This window comes from Gemmatimonadaceae bacterium, assembly GCA_035606695.1.
In the GTDB taxonomy this organism is placed as follows: domain Bacteria; phylum Gemmatimonadota; class Gemmatimonadetes; order Gemmatimonadales; family Gemmatimonadaceae; genus JAQBQB01.
On the sequence record DATNEW010000039.1, the window covers coordinates 133,059 to 148,254 of the forward strand.

At 65.7% G+C, this 15,196-nt stretch carries 12 protein-coding genes; 9 read left to right on the forward strand and 3 right to left on the reverse strand.

Annotated elements, in window-relative coordinates; genetic code table 11:
• Positions 1–6: 6 nt before the first annotated feature.
• From VN706_21325 to VN706_21350, 6 genes are read left to right on the forward strand one after another with little or no spacing between them, the layout of a single operon-like run.
• Complete coding sequence (locus tag VN706_21325) at positions 7–882, forward strand: XrtA system polysaccharide deacetylase (protein ID HXT18186.1); 876 nt, start codon at positions 7–9, stop codon at positions 880–882.
• Entirely contained in the window at positions 879–1,943 is a 1,065-nt protein-coding gene (locus VN706_21330; GenBank protein ID HXT18187.1) for a FemAB family XrtA/PEP-CTERM system-associated protein, read from the forward strand. Before VN706_21325 ends, VN706_21330 begins: the two co-directional genes overlap by 4 nt.
• Positions 1,940–3,292: an O-antigen ligase family protein gene (locus VN706_21335; GenBank protein HXT18188.1), complete on the forward strand. Its 1,353-nt coding sequence runs from the start codon at positions 1,940–1,942 to the stop codon at positions 3,290–3,292. Before VN706_21330 ends, VN706_21335 begins: the two co-directional genes overlap by 4 nt.
• On the forward strand, positions 3,289–4,230 hold the full coding sequence (locus tag VN706_21340) for a polysaccharide deacetylase family protein (GenBank protein HXT18189.1): 942 nt from the start codon (positions 3,289–3,291) through the stop codon (positions 4,228–4,230). Before VN706_21335 ends, VN706_21340 begins: the two co-directional genes overlap by 4 nt.
• On the forward strand, positions 4,227–5,336 hold the full coding sequence (locus VN706_21345; protein HXT18190.1) for a glycosyltransferase: 1,110 nt from the start codon (positions 4,227–4,229) through the stop codon (positions 5,334–5,336). The genes VN706_21340 and VN706_21345 overlap by 4 nt, the downstream gene beginning before the upstream one ends.
• Entirely contained in the window at positions 5,333–6,586 is a 1,254-nt protein-coding gene (locus VN706_21350) for an ATP-grasp domain-containing protein (GenBank protein ID HXT18191.1), read from the forward strand. Before VN706_21345 ends, VN706_21350 begins: the two co-directional genes overlap by 4 nt.
• 15 nt (positions 6,587–6,601) lie before the next feature.
• On the opposite strand, the gene VN706_21355 is transcribed toward VN706_21350, so the two are convergent.
• Positions 6,602–8,149, reverse strand: coding sequence for a lipopolysaccharide biosynthesis protein (locus VN706_21355; protein HXT18192.1), 1,548 nt, complete (start codon positions 8,147–8,149; stop codon positions 6,602–6,604).
• Positions 8,150–8,227: 78 nt separating this feature from the next.
• On the opposite strand from VN706_21355, the gene VN706_21360 reads away from it, so the two are divergent.
• Complete coding sequence (locus VN706_21360) at positions 8,228–9,358, forward strand: glycosyltransferase family 4 protein (GenBank protein HXT18193.1); 1,131 nt, start codon at positions 8,228–8,230, stop codon at positions 9,356–9,358.
• Positions 9,355–10,596, forward strand: coding sequence for a glycosyltransferase (locus VN706_21365; protein HXT18194.1), 1,242 nt, complete (start codon positions 9,355–9,357; stop codon positions 10,594–10,596). The genes VN706_21360 and VN706_21365 overlap by 4 nt, the downstream gene beginning before the upstream one ends.
• Here the strand turns inward: VN706_21365 and VN706_21370 are convergent.
• Both VN706_21370 and VN706_21375 read right to left on the reverse strand, forming a co-directional pair.
• On the reverse strand, positions 10,577–11,737 hold the full coding sequence (locus tag VN706_21370; protein HXT18195.1) for a sugar transferase: 1,161 nt from the start codon (positions 11,735–11,737) through the stop codon (positions 10,577–10,579). The two genes, VN706_21365 and VN706_21370, sit on opposite strands and share 20 nt — an antisense overlap.
• A 61-nt stretch (positions 11,738–11,798) precedes the next feature.
• A complete protein-coding gene (locus VN706_21375; GenBank protein ID HXT18196.1) occupies positions 11,799–12,602 on the reverse strand; it encodes an SLBB domain-containing protein in 804 nt (267 codons plus the stop codon).
• A gap of 186 nt (positions 12,603–12,788) precedes the next feature.
• Here VN706_21375 and VN706_21380 point away from each other — a divergent pair, with 186 nt between their 5' ends.
• Entirely contained in the window at positions 12,789–15,194 is a 2,406-nt protein-coding gene (locus VN706_21380) for a polysaccharide biosynthesis tyrosine autokinase (GenBank protein ID HXT18197.1), read from the forward strand.
• The last annotated feature ends 2 nt before the right edge of the window (positions 15,195–15,196 follow it).

A 15,196-nucleotide genomic window follows, 5' to 3' on the forward strand; every position in this document is an offset into this window, starting at 1 on the left:
GTTCCGATGCCCCTGTCGCCCCACAACATCGCGCACTTCTTCACCGTCGACGTCGAAGAGCACTTTCAAGTTTCGGCGTTCGAGGGAATCGTCGAGCGGGAGAGCTGGGCGACGCAGCCGTCGCGCGTCGAGCGCAATGTGGACCGTGCGCTTGCGCTGCTGGCTGACGCGAACGCCACCGCGACGTTCTTCACGTTGGGGTGGGTCGCCGAGCGCCGGCCTGCGCTCGTGCGGCGCATTGCGGAATGCGGTCATGAGATCGCGTCGCATGGAATGACGCACCGGCGCGTCTATCATCTTTCGTCCGCGGAGTTTCGCGACGAGCTCCGCACGTCCAAGCGATTGCTCGAGGACATCACGGGTACGCACGTCGTCGGCTTTCGCGCGCCGAATTTCTCGATTCTGCCGCGCTCCGAGTGGGCGTTCGAAGTGTTGGTCGAGGAAGGGTATCGCTACGACTCGAGCCGGTTTCCGATTCATCGCATCGATTACGGATCGCCGGACGCGCCATCAGACGTTCACGTCGTGACCTGTCCGAGCGGAACGTTGCTCGAGTTTCCGCTCGCGACGTACAAGGCATTCGGCGCGCGAATTCCCGCGGCGGGCGCCGCGTACTTGCGGCACTTTCCGTATCGCGTCGTGCGCGGCGCGTTCGCGCAATCGGAGCGGCGCGGTCAGGCGGCGGTGTTCTACATCCATCCGTGGGAGCTCGATCCCGAACAACCGCGGATCGACGCACCGCTGCTGACGCGCTGGCGCCACTACACCGGCCTGTCGCGCACAACCGCGCGGGTGGCGCGGTTGCTCGGTGAGTTCCGTTTCACGTCGTTCCGCGCGCGACTGGAGCGACCGGCGCCGCGCGACGCGGTGCTCGTCGCATGACACACGTTGCGACGCGCGCGACGGAGAGCACGTCGAGCGGCACTCGCATTGTGGTGGGCAACTTCGACGGCACCGCGACGGAGTGGGACGCGTTCGTTCGCCGTCAGGATGGCGCGCGGCATTTTCATCTTCTTGGATGGCGGCGCGTTATCGAGCGCGTTTACGGGCATGAATGTGTCTCGCTCGAGGCGCGCGATGCCGATGGATTACTCGCCGGTGTGCTGACCGTTGCGCGCGTACGGAGCGCGATGTTCGGCGATTTTCTGGTCTCGATGCCGTTTGTCGATTATGGGGGACCACTCGGGAATGATGCGGCCGTGCGCGCGCTGGTGGATTCGGCGCGTTCGATGATGGGACGCCGCACATTGCTCGAGTTGCGCAGTGCGATTTCGTTGAACATCGGTGTGGAAGCGTCGCATCGAAAGATCGCGGTCGTGAAGACGCTCGCGGGCAGCGCGAGCGACGCGTGGGACGGCCTCCGCTCGCAGGTTCGCGGCGCGGTGCGGAAGGCGCAGAAGTCCGGCATCACCGTGCGGTTCGGCGCGGATCAAACGAACGAATTCTTCCGCTTGTTCGCGCTGCGCATGCGCGACCTTGGCACGCCGACGCATTCGCTTCGCTATTTCGAGACGATCGCCGACGAGTTCCCGGACAGCATGTGGCTCGCGTGCGCGTACCATCAAGGCGCCGCCGTCGCCGGTTTGTGCGGTTTCGCGTTCGAGGACGAGGTGCACCTGCTGCACGCGGCGCAGCTCGACTCGTATCGATCCATGCACCCGAACATGCTGCTCACGTGGGCGTTCATCGAGCGCGCGATCGACGCCGGCATTTCGCGATTCAACTTCGGCCGCTCGTCGCCCGGCACCAGCACGCACGAATTCAAGCGACGCTGGGGCGGGGTCGACGAAGCGCTCCATTGGTACGACGTCGGAAACGGACCCGTCGCCAAGACGCCGTCGCCGAACGACTCGGCGTACGCGCTCGGACCGCGGCTATGGAAACGGTTGCCATACCCGGTCACGACCGCACTCGGTCCACACATCGTGAAGTACATCCCATGACGAATGCAGCGCGCGCGAGCGCGGACGATCGCCGGCCCGACTTGCTCGTGATCGGTGTCGGCCTGACGGTCGTGTGTCATCTGTGGCGCGTTCCGGATCTCTTTCCGGTACTTGGGCCGCTGCGGTTGATGATTCTGAGCGCCGTCGCGTGCCTTGCCGGCTTGGTGTTGTCGCGGCGCGGCGAGCGCTCGTTGACGCGGTTGTTCACGCCGGTGACCGCTCCTCTGCTGGCGCTCGTCGCGTTGATGGTGCTAAGCATTCCTACGAGTCTCGATCCGCAGCTGAGCACTGTCTTCCTGTTCAAGGATTTGCTGCCGCGAGTTCTGTTGGGTGTGCTCATCGCGGGGAGCATTCGGAATCGCCGCGATCTCGAGTGGATCATGCTCGCCACGCTCGCGGGCTGCTGGATGTACACCGCGATGATGATGGTGCGCGCGCCGCGCGCCACTGGTCCGACAGGATGGACCGATCTGGCGATGTACGATCGCAACGACTTTGCACTCCTGGCTGTGTGCGCGTTGCCGCTCGCGATCTACTTCCTGCGTCGCGAAGCGGGGCGTAGTCGTCGCATCTTCGGTGCGCTGACGATGATGGTGCTGCTGTACGTCATCGCGCGCGGCGGTTCGCGCGGCGGATTCCTTGGCCTCACGGCGGTGCTGGGCTTCATGGCACTGCGCTATCGCGCCGTACCGGCGCGCGTACGATTTGGAGCCGTGCTCGCTGGAGCGCTCGCGATCGGAGTGCTTGGGGGCACGCGGTACCGCACTCAACTCGCGACGCTGCTCAATCCGACGCAGGACTACAACTGGTCGGGCCGCGACTACAATGGACGGTTGGAGTTATGGAAGCGCGGCCGCGGCTACATCGCCGATCATCCTGTGGTGGGCATTGGACTGGCCGCGTACACGGTTGCAGAGGGCGAGTTGTCCGAAGTGGCGCGCGAGCGTTTGGCGCACGGGCAGGAAGTCACGCCGCTCCAGGCGCACGACATGTTCATTCAGATCGCCGCCGAGCTGGGACTTCCGGCGCTGGTCGCGTTCGTGTTCTTGCTCTGGCGCTTTTATCGAACGACGCGCGACGTCCGTCGCGCACTGGACACACCGCGTGAAACCTCGCGGCCGCCCGAGCACGCGCTTGCCGTGGCGCTCACGGCATCGCTGTTGGGATTCATCGTCTGCGGCGTGTTTCTCTCGGCCGCCTACTTCGCGCAGTTCTTCATCATGGTCGGCTTCGTCGGCGGGTTGGCGAAGCTGTGTCCCGTATGGGCTACGCGCCGCGCTCCGGTTGCGCCGTATGCACCCGTGTGGGTTGGTAACGACGCCGCGGCGGCGCTGCCGCCGATTCAATGATGCGTATCAGCTTCGATCGCACGTTCGCCAAACGCGCCGTCGAGCGCGTGATCTGGTCCAGCGGATTGCCCGCGCTTCGTCGTCGCGGACTTCGTGAAAGCTCGCTTGTCCTGGCGTATCACAATGTCGTGCCTGACGGTGTGCCGCCGGTCGGCGATCGATCGTTACATCTGTCACGGGCGGCGTTCGCCACGCAGCTCGATGCATTGATGGAGACGCACGACGTCGTGACACTCGAGGAGGCGCTTGGACTGACGGTTGCGCGCGGTACGACGCGCCGGCGTCCATTCGCGGCGATCACGTTCGATGATGCGTATCGCGGCGCGCTCACGCTCGGACTCGGCGAGTTGCGGGCGCGCGGGCTGCCGAGCACCGTGTTCGTTGCGCCGGCGTTCATCGGCGATCGGACGTTCTGGTGGGACGCCGTGCGTTGGCCCATTGGAACCGCCGACGGCAACGCGTTCCGCGGCGAGGCGCTCGAACGATATCGTGGTGTCGATGCCGAGGTTCGCGAATTCGCGGCACTGCGCGGGTACGGAATTCAACCGATGCCGGCGTACGCGCGCTGCGTCACGGAGGACGAGTTGCGGGCCGTTGCCCGCGCGGGCGATGTCACGCTTGGCTCGCACACGTGGAGTCATCCGAATCTCGCCGCGCTGCACGGCGAGACGTTGCGCGCCGAGCTCGAGCTGCCGATCGCATGGCTGCGCGAGCGCTTTGCGCGCGTCACGCCGGTGATCGCGTATCCGTATGGTCGATGGTCGCCCGAAACGGCGACCGCGGCGCGCGCTGCCGGTTATGCGGCCGGGCTTCGCGTGGACGGCGGTTGGCTGCGTTCGCGCGAAGCGAATCCGCTCGCGGCGCCGCGATTAGACGTGCCGTCGGGTCTCACGACGACGGGCTTCGCGCTTCGTGCCGCCGGGATGTTTTGCCGATGAAGCGCATCGCGCTGCTGAACGAAACGAGCGGTCCAGGCGGCGCCGAGCATATGGTCTTGATGCTGGGCGAGGAGCTGGCGCGTCGCGGATACGAGGTCACGCCGGTGCTTCCGTCGTATCTGGATCCGTGGCTCGTGAACGAGTTCAAGTCGCGTGGCTTCGACCCAGAGACATTCGACGCGCCGTCGTTCGTCGATCCCGGATACCTGTCGCATCTCGTTCGAATTCTCAAACGACGCGGCGCCGACGTCGTGCACTCGCACGAGTTCCTGACGTCGGTGTACGGCGGCGCGGCGGCGGCGATCGCTCGGAAGCCGCACGTGATGACCATGCACGGCGGCCGCTACTACGCGGGCAAGCGATATCGGCGCGAAGCGTTGCGGTGGAGCGCGCGACGCAGCCGCGCCGTCGTCGGTGTCTCGGCCGCAACGGCGAACGAGCTGGCGTCGCATCTGCGACTGTCGCCCGAGCGCGTCCGTGTGGTGCACAACGGCATTCGCCCGCGACTCGGCGACCCGCTCGCGGTTCGCCGCGAGCTCGGCGTGACCGACGGCGAAATGCTCGTCGTTGCGATTGGAAATCTGAAACCCGTGAAAGCGCACACCGTGCTGCTCGAGGCGCTGGTGTTGTTGAACGCGCGCGGCACTGCGCCGTCGTGGCGGTTGGCCATCGCAGGAACCGGTAGCGAGCAAGGCCGACTCGAATCGCTTGCCGAGCAACATGGCGTGCGCGATCGACTGCATCTGCTGGGCTATCGTGCGGACGTCGGCAACATCCTCGCGGCCGCCGACGTGTGGGCGATGTCGTCGTTGTCAGAGGGTCTTCCGCTCGCGCTCATCGAGGCGATGTTCGCCGGCAGGCCGGTTGTCGCGTCGAACGTGGGCGGCATGCCGGAAGTCATCACCAACGACGTGAATGGTTTGTTGGTGCCTCCGAGCGACGCCGTCGCGCTTGCTGACGCACTGGCGCGTCTATTCGCCGATCCTGCGTTGCGTGAGCGGCTCGCCGCCGCCGGCAAGCGGGATGCGGAGGCCCAGTTTGGCATCGACCGCATGGTCGACGCCTACGAGCGACTTTACTCCGGCGCCGGAATCGAAGCCCGATGATGAAACGCATACATGACGAGATCGACGCGATCGATCGATGGTTGTATCGGCAGAAGAGCCGCCGGCCCGTGGCGATCGTGCTCGGCGCGTCGATCAACGGCCTGGCGATCGTGCGCAGTCTGGGGCGGCGGGGAATACCGGTGCTGCTCATCGATCGCGATCCGCAGCTGGGCACGTGGACCCGCTTCGCGCGCGTCGTCTCGTTGCGCGGCGTGCCGGGCGACAACGATGCCGTGCTCGAGCTGTTGCTCGGCCTCGGGCACCGCCTCGCGCAACCGGGTGTGATTTTTCCGACGGCCGATTCGCAGTGCCAGTTCCTGGCGGATCATCAGTTCGAGCTCGAGCACCATTACAAGTTCTTACAGCCCGATCCGGCGACCGTCCGCGCGATCATCGACAAGCCGAAGCAGTATGAGATTGCCAAACGCGCCGGCATTGCCATCCCGGGAACGTTCGTGCCGACGAGCATGGCCGACGCGGAACGCGCGGCGGCGTCGATCTCGTATCCGGCCATTCTCAAGCCGTACTGGGGCGCCGATCTTCGGCCGGCCAGCATGCGCGAGAGAGGCATCAAGGTGTTCGTCGTTGGATCGCGCGACGAGCTCCTGGCGGCGTACGCGCACGCGAATTCGCTCGACGTGCCGGTGATGATTCAGGAAATCATTCCAGGCGACGACAGCGAGATTTACGGCTATTGGGCGTTCTGGGACGAAGAAGGCAAAGAGCGCGCGTGGCTGACGATGCGTAAACTGCGTCAGAATCCGCCGCGTTTCGGCGACGGTTCGCTGCAACAGACCGTCGCGGCTCCGGAGGTCGCGGCGCTCAGCAGAAAGCTGCTCAAGGCGTTCGACTATCGTGGATTGGTCGGCGTCGAATTCAAGCGTGACGCACGCGACGGATCACTCAAGCTCATCGAGATCAATCCACGCACCGAAGGTGGCAATCAACTCGCGGTGAGCGCGGGAGTCGATTTCGCGTGGATTGCGTATCGTCACCTCACCGGCACCGCGCTGCCCGACGAAGCGGCGGCGTTCACGCCGGGCGTCACGTATGTGAATGAGGAAGCTGACCTCAAGACGTTTCTCGAGCTGCACAAGGCGGGTGAGCTCAAGACGACGCAGTGGCTGCGCTCCTGGTTTTCAGCGAAGGCGTATGCGCTCGGCGCATGGGATGATCCGATGCCGCTCATCGTGCTCGCGGGTCGGGTGGCGCGAGCCGCGACCAAACGCACGCTCGGCATCGCGAGCTGAGATCGCGGCTGCCGCCTAGGCCGGCGCGGCGCTCGATTCCGGATCGGCCGGAACGACACCGGCTTCCTCCGAAACGCCGCCGCGAAGTCTGCGCACCATGTTGACGAATGCCAGCGCACGCGAGCGATGCCGCAACGCAATCACGCCGACATACGTGATGGCGCCGACGAGCACCTCGATGGCGAACTGAACGGAGACCGGATACGTCGCGGGCATCACGCGCCGCGCGGTCAGCACCATCAACGCCATCGCGATCGTTGAGCTCAACGCCGGCCACAGTGCGCCGATGTAGGCAGTCGGGCGCATCCCGAGAAGGCGAAATGCAAAGCGGTACGCCGGAAACATCACAATCGGAAATCCAAGGGCCCACGCGGCGGCGACGCCAACAGCGCCCCAGTGCGAGCCCGCGAAGAACAGCGGCGGCAACACCAGCACCGCGAAGAACGTGTAGTGAAGATCACGGCGCGCATGTCCCGTGGCGACGAGCACGGGCGGAATGATCGTCGCGATCGCGCGGAATCCTCCGTAGAACGCCAGCAGACGCAACGGGCCGACGGCGGCGCTCCACTGCGGTCCGAGGCCGAGTCGAACGAGATGATCCGCCGTGATCGACATGCCGATGGCGAGCGGCAGCACGATGAACGCAAGCCCCTCCGTCAGCGCCAGCGTGTAACGCCTGAGCGCCGCCACGTCATTCTGCGCGGCCGAGAGGACGCTGGGAATCACGCGCTCGACGAGGGCGCTGACGCGGTCGATGGGAATCGTGGCCAGCGTCCAGCCGAACGTGTAGGCACCCAGTACCGCGCCGCCCAGCGCCCGGCCGACGACCGCGAAATCAGCGTTCGTATATACGTATTCTCCAACACGCGCAAAGGCGACTTGCCATCCAAACGTCGCGGCGGAGCGAATGCTCCTGAACTGTGACGGCCACGAGATTCGATGCGGGGCCCAGCTGATCGCCACACCGGTCGTGATGACCGCGCTGATCATTCCCGCGTACACGAACGACCAGTAGCGGAAGCCCAGCAGCGCAAAGACGAGATTGCCAACCATCAGCGTGATGGCGGCGACGCTGTCGAGCCAGGCGAGCTTGCGGAACTGGAGCTCGCGGGCGAGCAGCGCCCGCGGCAGCATCTGCGGCGCCGTGATCATGAACATCACACTGAGCAGGAGCACAATGCCTTCGACGCGCGGCTCGTGATAGAACGAAGCGACGACGGGCGACAGCGCCATGCACAACAGCGAGAAGCCGAACGCGTAGATCAGCGACAGGCCACCAAGCCGCGCAACCTGCTCTCGATCCATGTCGCGCCGCTGAATGATCGCGGCGCTCAATCCCAGGTCGTAAATCGGCGCGACGAGGCCCATGTAAAACATGGCCATGCCGTAGAGGCCGTAATCGCTGGGCGTGAGGATGCGCGCCACCAACAGCGTCGATCCCCAGCTCACTACCTGAGTCAACCACTTCATGCCGGCCGTCCACGCGACGCCGACCACGAGCGATCGGTCGAGCGAGGCGGTGTCCGTCGAAGCGGTGTTCGCGTCCTTGAATTCCTTCGCCATCGTCGTCCTCAACGAAGCAAATGCGTGGCCAATGCGTGGCCAGTCGGTGCGCGTGCTTCTTGCCTCTGTAGCACGGCGATGTCTGATGCATTCTCGGTCGCGCACGTCGTGGCACCCGCCGAGTTCGGCGGCCTGGAATCGGTCTTACAGCTGTTGACGCGCAGCCAGCGCGCACGCGGCCATGCCGCGCACGTCATTGCCGTCGTGCCGACGGCGAACGGCGCGGCCGCATGTCTCGACGCGCTCGAGCATGGCGGCGCGACCGTCACTCGGATCGTCAGTCCGGGGCGGCATTACGTCCGGGAGTGGAGGACGCTTCGCGACGCCATCGCGCGGCTGTCGCCGGACGTCGTGCACACCCACGGCTACCGCGCTGATGTGCTCGCCGGGGATGCGGCGCGCCGGCTCTCGACGCCGATCGTGTCGACGGTGCACGGGTTCACCGGCGGCGATTGGAAGAACCGCCTGTTCGAGTCGCTCCAATGCCGCGCGTTTCGCCGATTCGACGGTGTCGTCGCCGTGTCACGGCCCATGCGCGATGTCCTGGCTGCCCGCGGCGTCGGCGATGAGCGATTGCACGTCGTTCCAAATGCGTACGCAACGGATCAGCCCGCACTCGATGCTTCCGCATCGCGAAACATCCTTGGCATCGATGAGCAGGAATACTGCATCGGCTGGGTCGGCCGCCTGAGCTTCGAGAAAGGGGCCGACGTCATGCTCTCGGCGCTCGCGCAACCCGCGCTGCGCGGCGCGACGCTGGCGATCGTCGGCGACGGGCCGGAGCGGTCACGTCTCGAGGCGCTTGCCCACACGCTCGGCGTCGCCAAGCGCGTGCACTGGTGCGGACCGCGGCGCGACGCGCGGCGACTGCTTCGCGCGTTCGACTGCGTCGCGTTGAGCTCGCGCACTGAAGGAACGCCGATGGTATTGCTCGAGGCGATGTCCGCCGGTGTTCCTCTCGTCGCGACGCGCGTTGGAGGAATTCCCGACGTCGTCGACGACGGCTGCGCGCATCTCGTTCCCGCTGAATCACCGGAAAAGCTCGCGGCGGCGATCGCCGCGCTTCGCGGGAACGCGGACGACACGGCGTGCCGGGCGGCGAAGGCGAGTCAACGCGTGCGGCATCGCTACTCGATCGAGCAGTGGGTCGCCGATTACGATGACGTGTATCGCGGCGCAATGCGCGGCTCGTCACGCATGGCTTCATGATCGACCCCCGGTGGTTCATGGTCGCGGCGCCGGCCGCGCCGCTCGCCGTGGCGACATGGTTGTATCCGGCCGTGCTGTCGCTGTACGCGCGGCCCGATCAGGCCGATGCATCGTCGCCGCCCGATCCGGCCGAGTGGCCAACGGTCAGCATCGTGCTGTCCGCGTACAACGCGGAGAGCGTCATCGCGCGCACGCTCGATCAGTTGCTTGCCACGGACTATCCGCGCGAGCGGCTGCAGATTCTCATCGTGTCCGACGGCAGTACGGACGCCACGGAAGCGATCGTTCAACGGTATGCAGATCGCGGCGTCGAGCTCCTTGTAGTGCCGCGCGGCGGCAAGACTCTCGCTGAGAATCAAGCGGCGGCGGTCGTGCGCGGAGAGATCGTCGTCGGTACGGACGCCTCGATCATCGTGTACCCGAACGCCGTCCGGGTACTCGTGCGTCGTCTCATCGCCGAGCCGCGGTTGGGCGTCGTGTCGGGGCGTGCGCTGGTCGTGCCGCACGCCGTGTTCGCGGAAGGTGCGACCGCGGCGATGAGCGCTGTGGCGCCATCCGGCGGTTATTATGATTTTCTAAATCGGCTGCGGTTGCACGAGCAGCGGCTGGGGGGCACCGTCGGCGCTACCGGCGGGCTGTACGCGCAACGCCGGGACGTGTTCAACGTCGCGCTGCCGCCGCAGGTGACACGCGACATGGCGTGCACGCTCATCGCGCGCGAGCTCGGGTATGGGTCGGCGCAGGAAAACGGCGCGTGCTGTCTCTGGGGCCAGGCGGCGTCGTTGAGCTCCGAGTACCGGCGGCACGTGCGCACGATCATCAATGGGCTCGACACGCTCTGGCATTTTCGGCGGTTGCTGAATCCGCGGCGCGGCGGCGTGTATGCGTGGCAGTTGTGGGGGCACAAGGTGAGCCGATCGCTCATCTATCCCGCATGTGCCATCGCCGCGGTCGGACTGGTTTCACTCGTGGCGTCATCGTCGATTGCCCGCGTGCTGTTCGCCGCCGGCGTCGTTGTGCTGGCGACCGGGCTGGCGTTCGGACATTCGCCGCAGCCGCGCCCAAAGTCACGATACGCCGCTGCGTTCGCGCCGGCGTGCGTGGGATTGACGGCCGGTCTCGCTGCCTGGTGGTCGTTCGCGCGTGGCCGCCACGCCGTGACGTGGGAGCCAACGCCTCGTGGCTCGAGCGTCGAGAACGACGCTCAAAGCCCGGCCGTCATTGCCCCGACCGTTTGAAGAACATCACGAGCGGCGTCTGCACCATGATGCGCAGATCCTGAAGAACGCTGCGCCGGCGCAGGTACTCGAGATCGTACCACACTTTCGCCTTCACGTCGTCGATCGATGCATCGTACGAATGGCGAATCTGCGCCAAGCCGGTGATGCCCGGGCGCGTGCGCTGGCGAATCGGATAGTAGCCGATCTTCTCGACCAGGTTCGGAACGATGGTCGGTCGCTCGGGCCGCGGCCCGACGATGTTCATGTCGCCCTTGAGCACGTTGAGGAGCTGCGGCAGCTCGTCGAGCCGACACTTGCGCAAGAAGCCGCCGATGGGCGTCACGCGTGGATCCTTCTTCTGCGCCCAGACCGCGCCCGTGCCCGCTTCGGCGTCGACGCGCATCGTGCGGAACTTGTACATCGTGAAGGACTGCCCGCACGCGTTCCACACGCGACGATCGTGCACCGCATTCGCTATGCGCCGGCGCCGCGCGTCGGCGCGCGCTTCCGCCTGCGTCGCGCGACGGTCGGTTCCGCGCCGGCGTTCGACGGCGACTGCCTTGTTGTACATTCGGCGATCGCTCTGCGCCTGCCGCGCATTCGCGCGCACCGCTCGGCCCGCGCGCGGATGCCGTGCATCGATCGCGCGGCGGTCCGCCGGCGACAGATTGTCATAGCGTCGCCGGTCGCGGCCGACGCGCACCTGCTTGTAAATGATCGGTCCCTTCGACGTCAGACGCACCGCGATCGCGAGCAACAGCATCACCGGCGACAACACTATCAACGACACCGCGGCGATCGTCACGTTCAGCGCACGCACGGACTTGCCGTTGCGCGGCCGGGATCGACGGTCGAGAAACACCGGTGGATCGACCGCGGCGGCGGCCGCTTCGGGAACGCGCTCCTTCAACTGCAGCTTCCCCGCGGGCGCACCGGCGACCGTCGTCAGTGTCGTGAGATCGTTCGGCGCGAGTCCGGCGACGACGAGCGGTTGCACGGCCGCGGCCGGCGACGGACCGCCGGTTACCGACTCGAGTTGCTGCTGAGTCGAATTGTCATTCGCTGAGGTGCTGCCTTGTGAGGTTTCCGCATCAGGCTGCACCGCCGACCGCGAGCGGCGAAGCCTCGCGTAGCGGAAGGATTGTGCTGCTGAACCCATCTACTGCTCCTGCCGGCTGCTTCGGACGCGGGTCGTTCCGCGTCCGTCGTTCTGTCCCTCGTCAAAAGACCCGCGTTCCACCCCAGACGCTGAGCACGATGGCACCGACGTAGGCACCGGTTCGAATCCAATCCGACCAGTCGCGCTTGGTTTGCTCGGCCACATAGATCTCGTCACCGGCGCGCAGGTCGAGTTGATCGATCGTCGCGCCCGAAGCGACTTCTTCGCGCAGACGCTTGGCCTTCACGATCTCTTTGCCGTTTCGGCGCACCGTCGTTTCATCGACGTTCGCCTGATTCGTCGGACCGCCGGCGCTCATCAGCGCGTCGCTCAGCAACATGTCGGGGCGCACGGAATAGAAGCCGGGCTTCGTCACCGCGCCCGAGACCGCGACGCGAATCAACGGCTGCGCGACGATGCTCGGACTCACCACGTACTTGCCGATCTGCTTCGTGAGATACGGCGTCAGCTCCGACCAGAGCACGCCGGTGAGCGGAATCTGTCCGATGTCAGGCAGCTCCAGCACGCGACCCGATCGCACAGTGAAGGTGTCGGTGAGAGACGGTACGTTCGCAACGCGCAGCGCGACGCGATCGCCAACGTTGAAGTCGCCATTCTGCAACCGGTCGCGAATGCTTTCGAGCTCGGCGACGTTGTCCTCCCAGACCTTTCGATCCTTAGTCGCCCGCGCGGCCGAGTCCACCGTGAAGCTGCGCGCCGTCAATACTTCACGTGTTGCGAACGGTGATGCAGCGCGCGACGCCTGCGCCGCGACTTGTCCACTCGCCTGCGCCGTCGACTGTGCGTCCGCTGCCGGTGCACCGAGCACGAGCGCGGCGAGTGCGCTGCATGCGACGTGTCTCATCACATTTCTCGACATTCAAATTCTCTCGCGTCAAACGTTCTCCTGACTCGCTTCAATGCACGGCGTATACCAAACATGTGATACCTCTCACCAGCGCAATGAGACAAATGGCCAAAGACTTGCCTGTTTACGGATGCGACGCGGAGAAGTACTTCGCGCGCACGACGTCGCTCACCTATCCGTTGTATGTCTGGTCAATTGGTGCCGCAGCCACGGCGCAACGCGCCGGTCGAAGCAGAACACGCGCAGCTTCCTCAACACGCGTCTCACGCGTGGCCCGAGCCCGCAGCCGGTCCGCCACCGTCGACGCAGAGTCCGCCGTTTCAGTGGCGTCGGTACGTCGACGCGGTACGGCGTCATCGCTGGCTCGTGCTCGCCCTCGTGTTCGTCGGGATCGGTGCGGGCTGGGCCGCGAGTCGCTTCGTCAAACCGAAATACGAAGTTCACACGACGATCTGGATTCCAGCGGAAGATCGCGCGAACGACGCCGCAAACGTCCCGGGCGGACGCGTCCTCGACGCCGCCGGTTGGGCGGATCTGATGACCAGCTTCGCCGTGCTCGACAAAGTCGTCGCGCAAATGGGTCTCGTTGCGTCGGCACGCGATACATCGCAACAGTCGGCGCTCGCGGGCTTCCGTCCTTCGGACGCACTGGTGCCCGGCAAATACACACTGACTCTCGCGAACGGCCGATATACGCTCACGCCTGAGAAGGGCTCGCCGGAATCGGGCGCGATCGGCGACTCGATCGGCAGAAAATTCGGCTTCGAGTGGGCGCCGACGGCTCGACAGATCGGTACGCGCGGACAGATGGAGTTCAGCGTCGCTGCCGTACGACAGGCGTCAGCCTGGCTCCGCCAACGCCTGACGGTTCAGTTGAGCGATTCGAATTTCATCATCGCCAAGCTGCGCGGCGCGCAGCCCGACCGCGATGCCGCGGTGCTGAACACGCTCGCGCGCGAAGTGGTCGCGACCGGTACTGAGCTCAAGCGGCACAACAATACCGAAGTCGCGCAGAATCTTCAGCAGGAATTCAATGAAGTATCGGGCTCGCTCAAATCGTCCGAAGACGCGCTCGCGCGATTCCGCACGAGCGCGATCACGCAGCCGAGCGAGCAGTCGATCACGGACGCGATGCGCGATCCGACCGCGGCGCAATACTTCGCGTCGAGCGCCGCGCGCGACAGCCTGAAGAACGATCGCGAGGCCCTCGAGCGCGTGATCAGCGACGCGAAGCGCGGCCCGATCAACGTCGGCGCGCTACTCTCGATTCCATCCGCGCGGTCCGCGCCGGAGTTGAGCGCCGCGGTCTCCGAGCTCAACAAAGCCGACTCGAGCTATCAAGCGCTTCGCCGCCAGTTCACCGACGATTATCGGCCGGTGAAGGATCTTCAGGCGCAGATGACACGCCTGCGCTCGCAGACGATTCCGCAAATCGCATCCGGCATTCTCTCGCGGCTGCAAACTTCCCAGGGGCAGTTTGCCACGCGTGCCTTCGATGCGCAGCGCAAACTACAGGCGATCCCCGAGCGCGCGCTCGAAGAAGCGCGACTCCGCCGCGACGTGCAAACGAAAGAAAATCTCTACACGACGCTCAAGGGCAAGCTCGACAATTCGCACATGGCCGAGCAGAGCACCGTGGCTGAAGCGCGCGTGCTCGATGTCGCCGACGCGGCAACGCTGCCGGTTGCGAACACGCGGCCCTACATCCTCGCGGTGAGCGTACTGTTCGCGCTCGTCCTCGGCATCGGCGCCGCGCTCGTGCTCGATCGGTTCGATCCAAAGCTCCGCTATCCGGAACAGGTCGGCGAGCTTGGGCTCAGCCTCCTGGCAGCCGTACCGCACATGAACGCCTCGACCGAGATCGATCATTCAGCAGAAGAGGCGGCGCAGGCGGTCGAAGCATTCCGCGCGCTTCGCTTGAACCTTCGTCATCAACAGCCGGGCGCGGGCGCGGTGCAACTGACCGTGACGAGCCCCGGAGCATCGGAAGGGAAGTCGCTGCTCGCCGCGAACCTCGCGCTGTCGTTCGCCGAGGCGGGGTATCGTACGCTGCTGATCGACGGCGACATTCGCCGCGGTCGCCAGCACGAGACGTTCGGCGCGGCGAATGAACCCGGCCTCACCGATTTCCTGGCGGGACACGCTCGCGCCGACGAGATCGCGCGGCGCTCGACGCACGCCAACCTCCTCGTCATTCCGTCCGGATCTCGCGTCAACAGCGGGCCCGAGCTACTGATGTCGAATGAACTGCCGCGACTGCTCGCGGCGGTGAGGCCCCTCTTCAACGCGATCATCGTCGACAGCGCGCCACTCGGCGCCGGTGCCGACGCACTCGCGCTCGGCGCGGCAACCGGGAACGTGATGCTGGTGCTGCGCGCTGGAGCCACCGAGCGTCGCATGGCCGAGTCTCGCTTGTCGCTCTTGCGTCGTGCGCCAGTACGAATTCTGGGCGCCGTGCTGAACGACATCGGTGCGACGGCCGTGTATGACGAGTACAGCTACATCGAAGGGTACTACGTGCCGATGGCTACGGAGCCGTCGACGGAAACGATGCCGATAGCCGTACAAGTGCAGACTCAGGGCGATTGAGC

Bases quoted from the DNA above. Each gene is read 5' to 3' on its own strand.
- VN706_21325 (HXT18186.1), top strand. From the start codon at position 7: ATGCCCCTGTCGCCCCACAACATCGCGCACTTCTTCACCGTCGACGTC.
- VN706_21330 (HXT18187.1), top strand. From the start codon at position 879: ATGACACACGTTGCGACGCGCGCGACGGAGAGCACGTCGAGCGGCACT.
- VN706_21335 (HXT18188.1), top strand. From the start codon at position 1,940: ATGACGAATGCAGCGCGCGCGAGCGCGGACGATCGCCGGCCCGACTTG.
- VN706_21340 (HXT18189.1), top strand. From the start codon at position 3,289: ATGATGCGTATCAGCTTCGATCGCACGTTCGCCAAACGCGCCGTCGAG.
- VN706_21345 (HXT18190.1), top strand. From the start codon at position 4,227: ATGAAGCGCATCGCGCTGCTGAACGAAACGAGCGGTCCAGGCGGCGCC.
- VN706_21350 (HXT18191.1), top strand. From the start codon at position 5,333: ATGATGAAACGCATACATGACGAGATCGACGCGATCGATCGATGGTTG.
- VN706_21355 (HXT18192.1), bottom strand. From the start codon at position 8,149: ATGGCGAAGGAATTCAAGGACGCGAACACCGCTTCGACGGACACCGCC.
- VN706_21360 (HXT18193.1), top strand. From the start codon at position 8,228: ATGTCTGATGCATTCTCGGTCGCGCACGTCGTGGCACCCGCCGAGTTC.
- VN706_21365 (HXT18194.1), top strand. From the start codon at position 9,355: ATGATCGACCCCCGGTGGTTCATGGTCGCGGCGCCGGCCGCGCCGCTC.
- VN706_21370 (HXT18195.1), bottom strand. From the start codon at position 11,737: ATGGGTTCAGCAGCACAATCCTTCCGCTACGCGAGGCTTCGCCGCTCG.
- VN706_21375 (HXT18196.1), bottom strand. From the start codon at position 12,602: ATGAGACACGTCGCATGCAGCGCACTCGCCGCGCTCGTGCTCGGTGCA.
- VN706_21380 (HXT18197.1), top strand. From the start codon at position 12,789: ATGTCTGGTCAATTGGTGCCGCAGCCACGGCGCAACGCGCCGGTCGAA.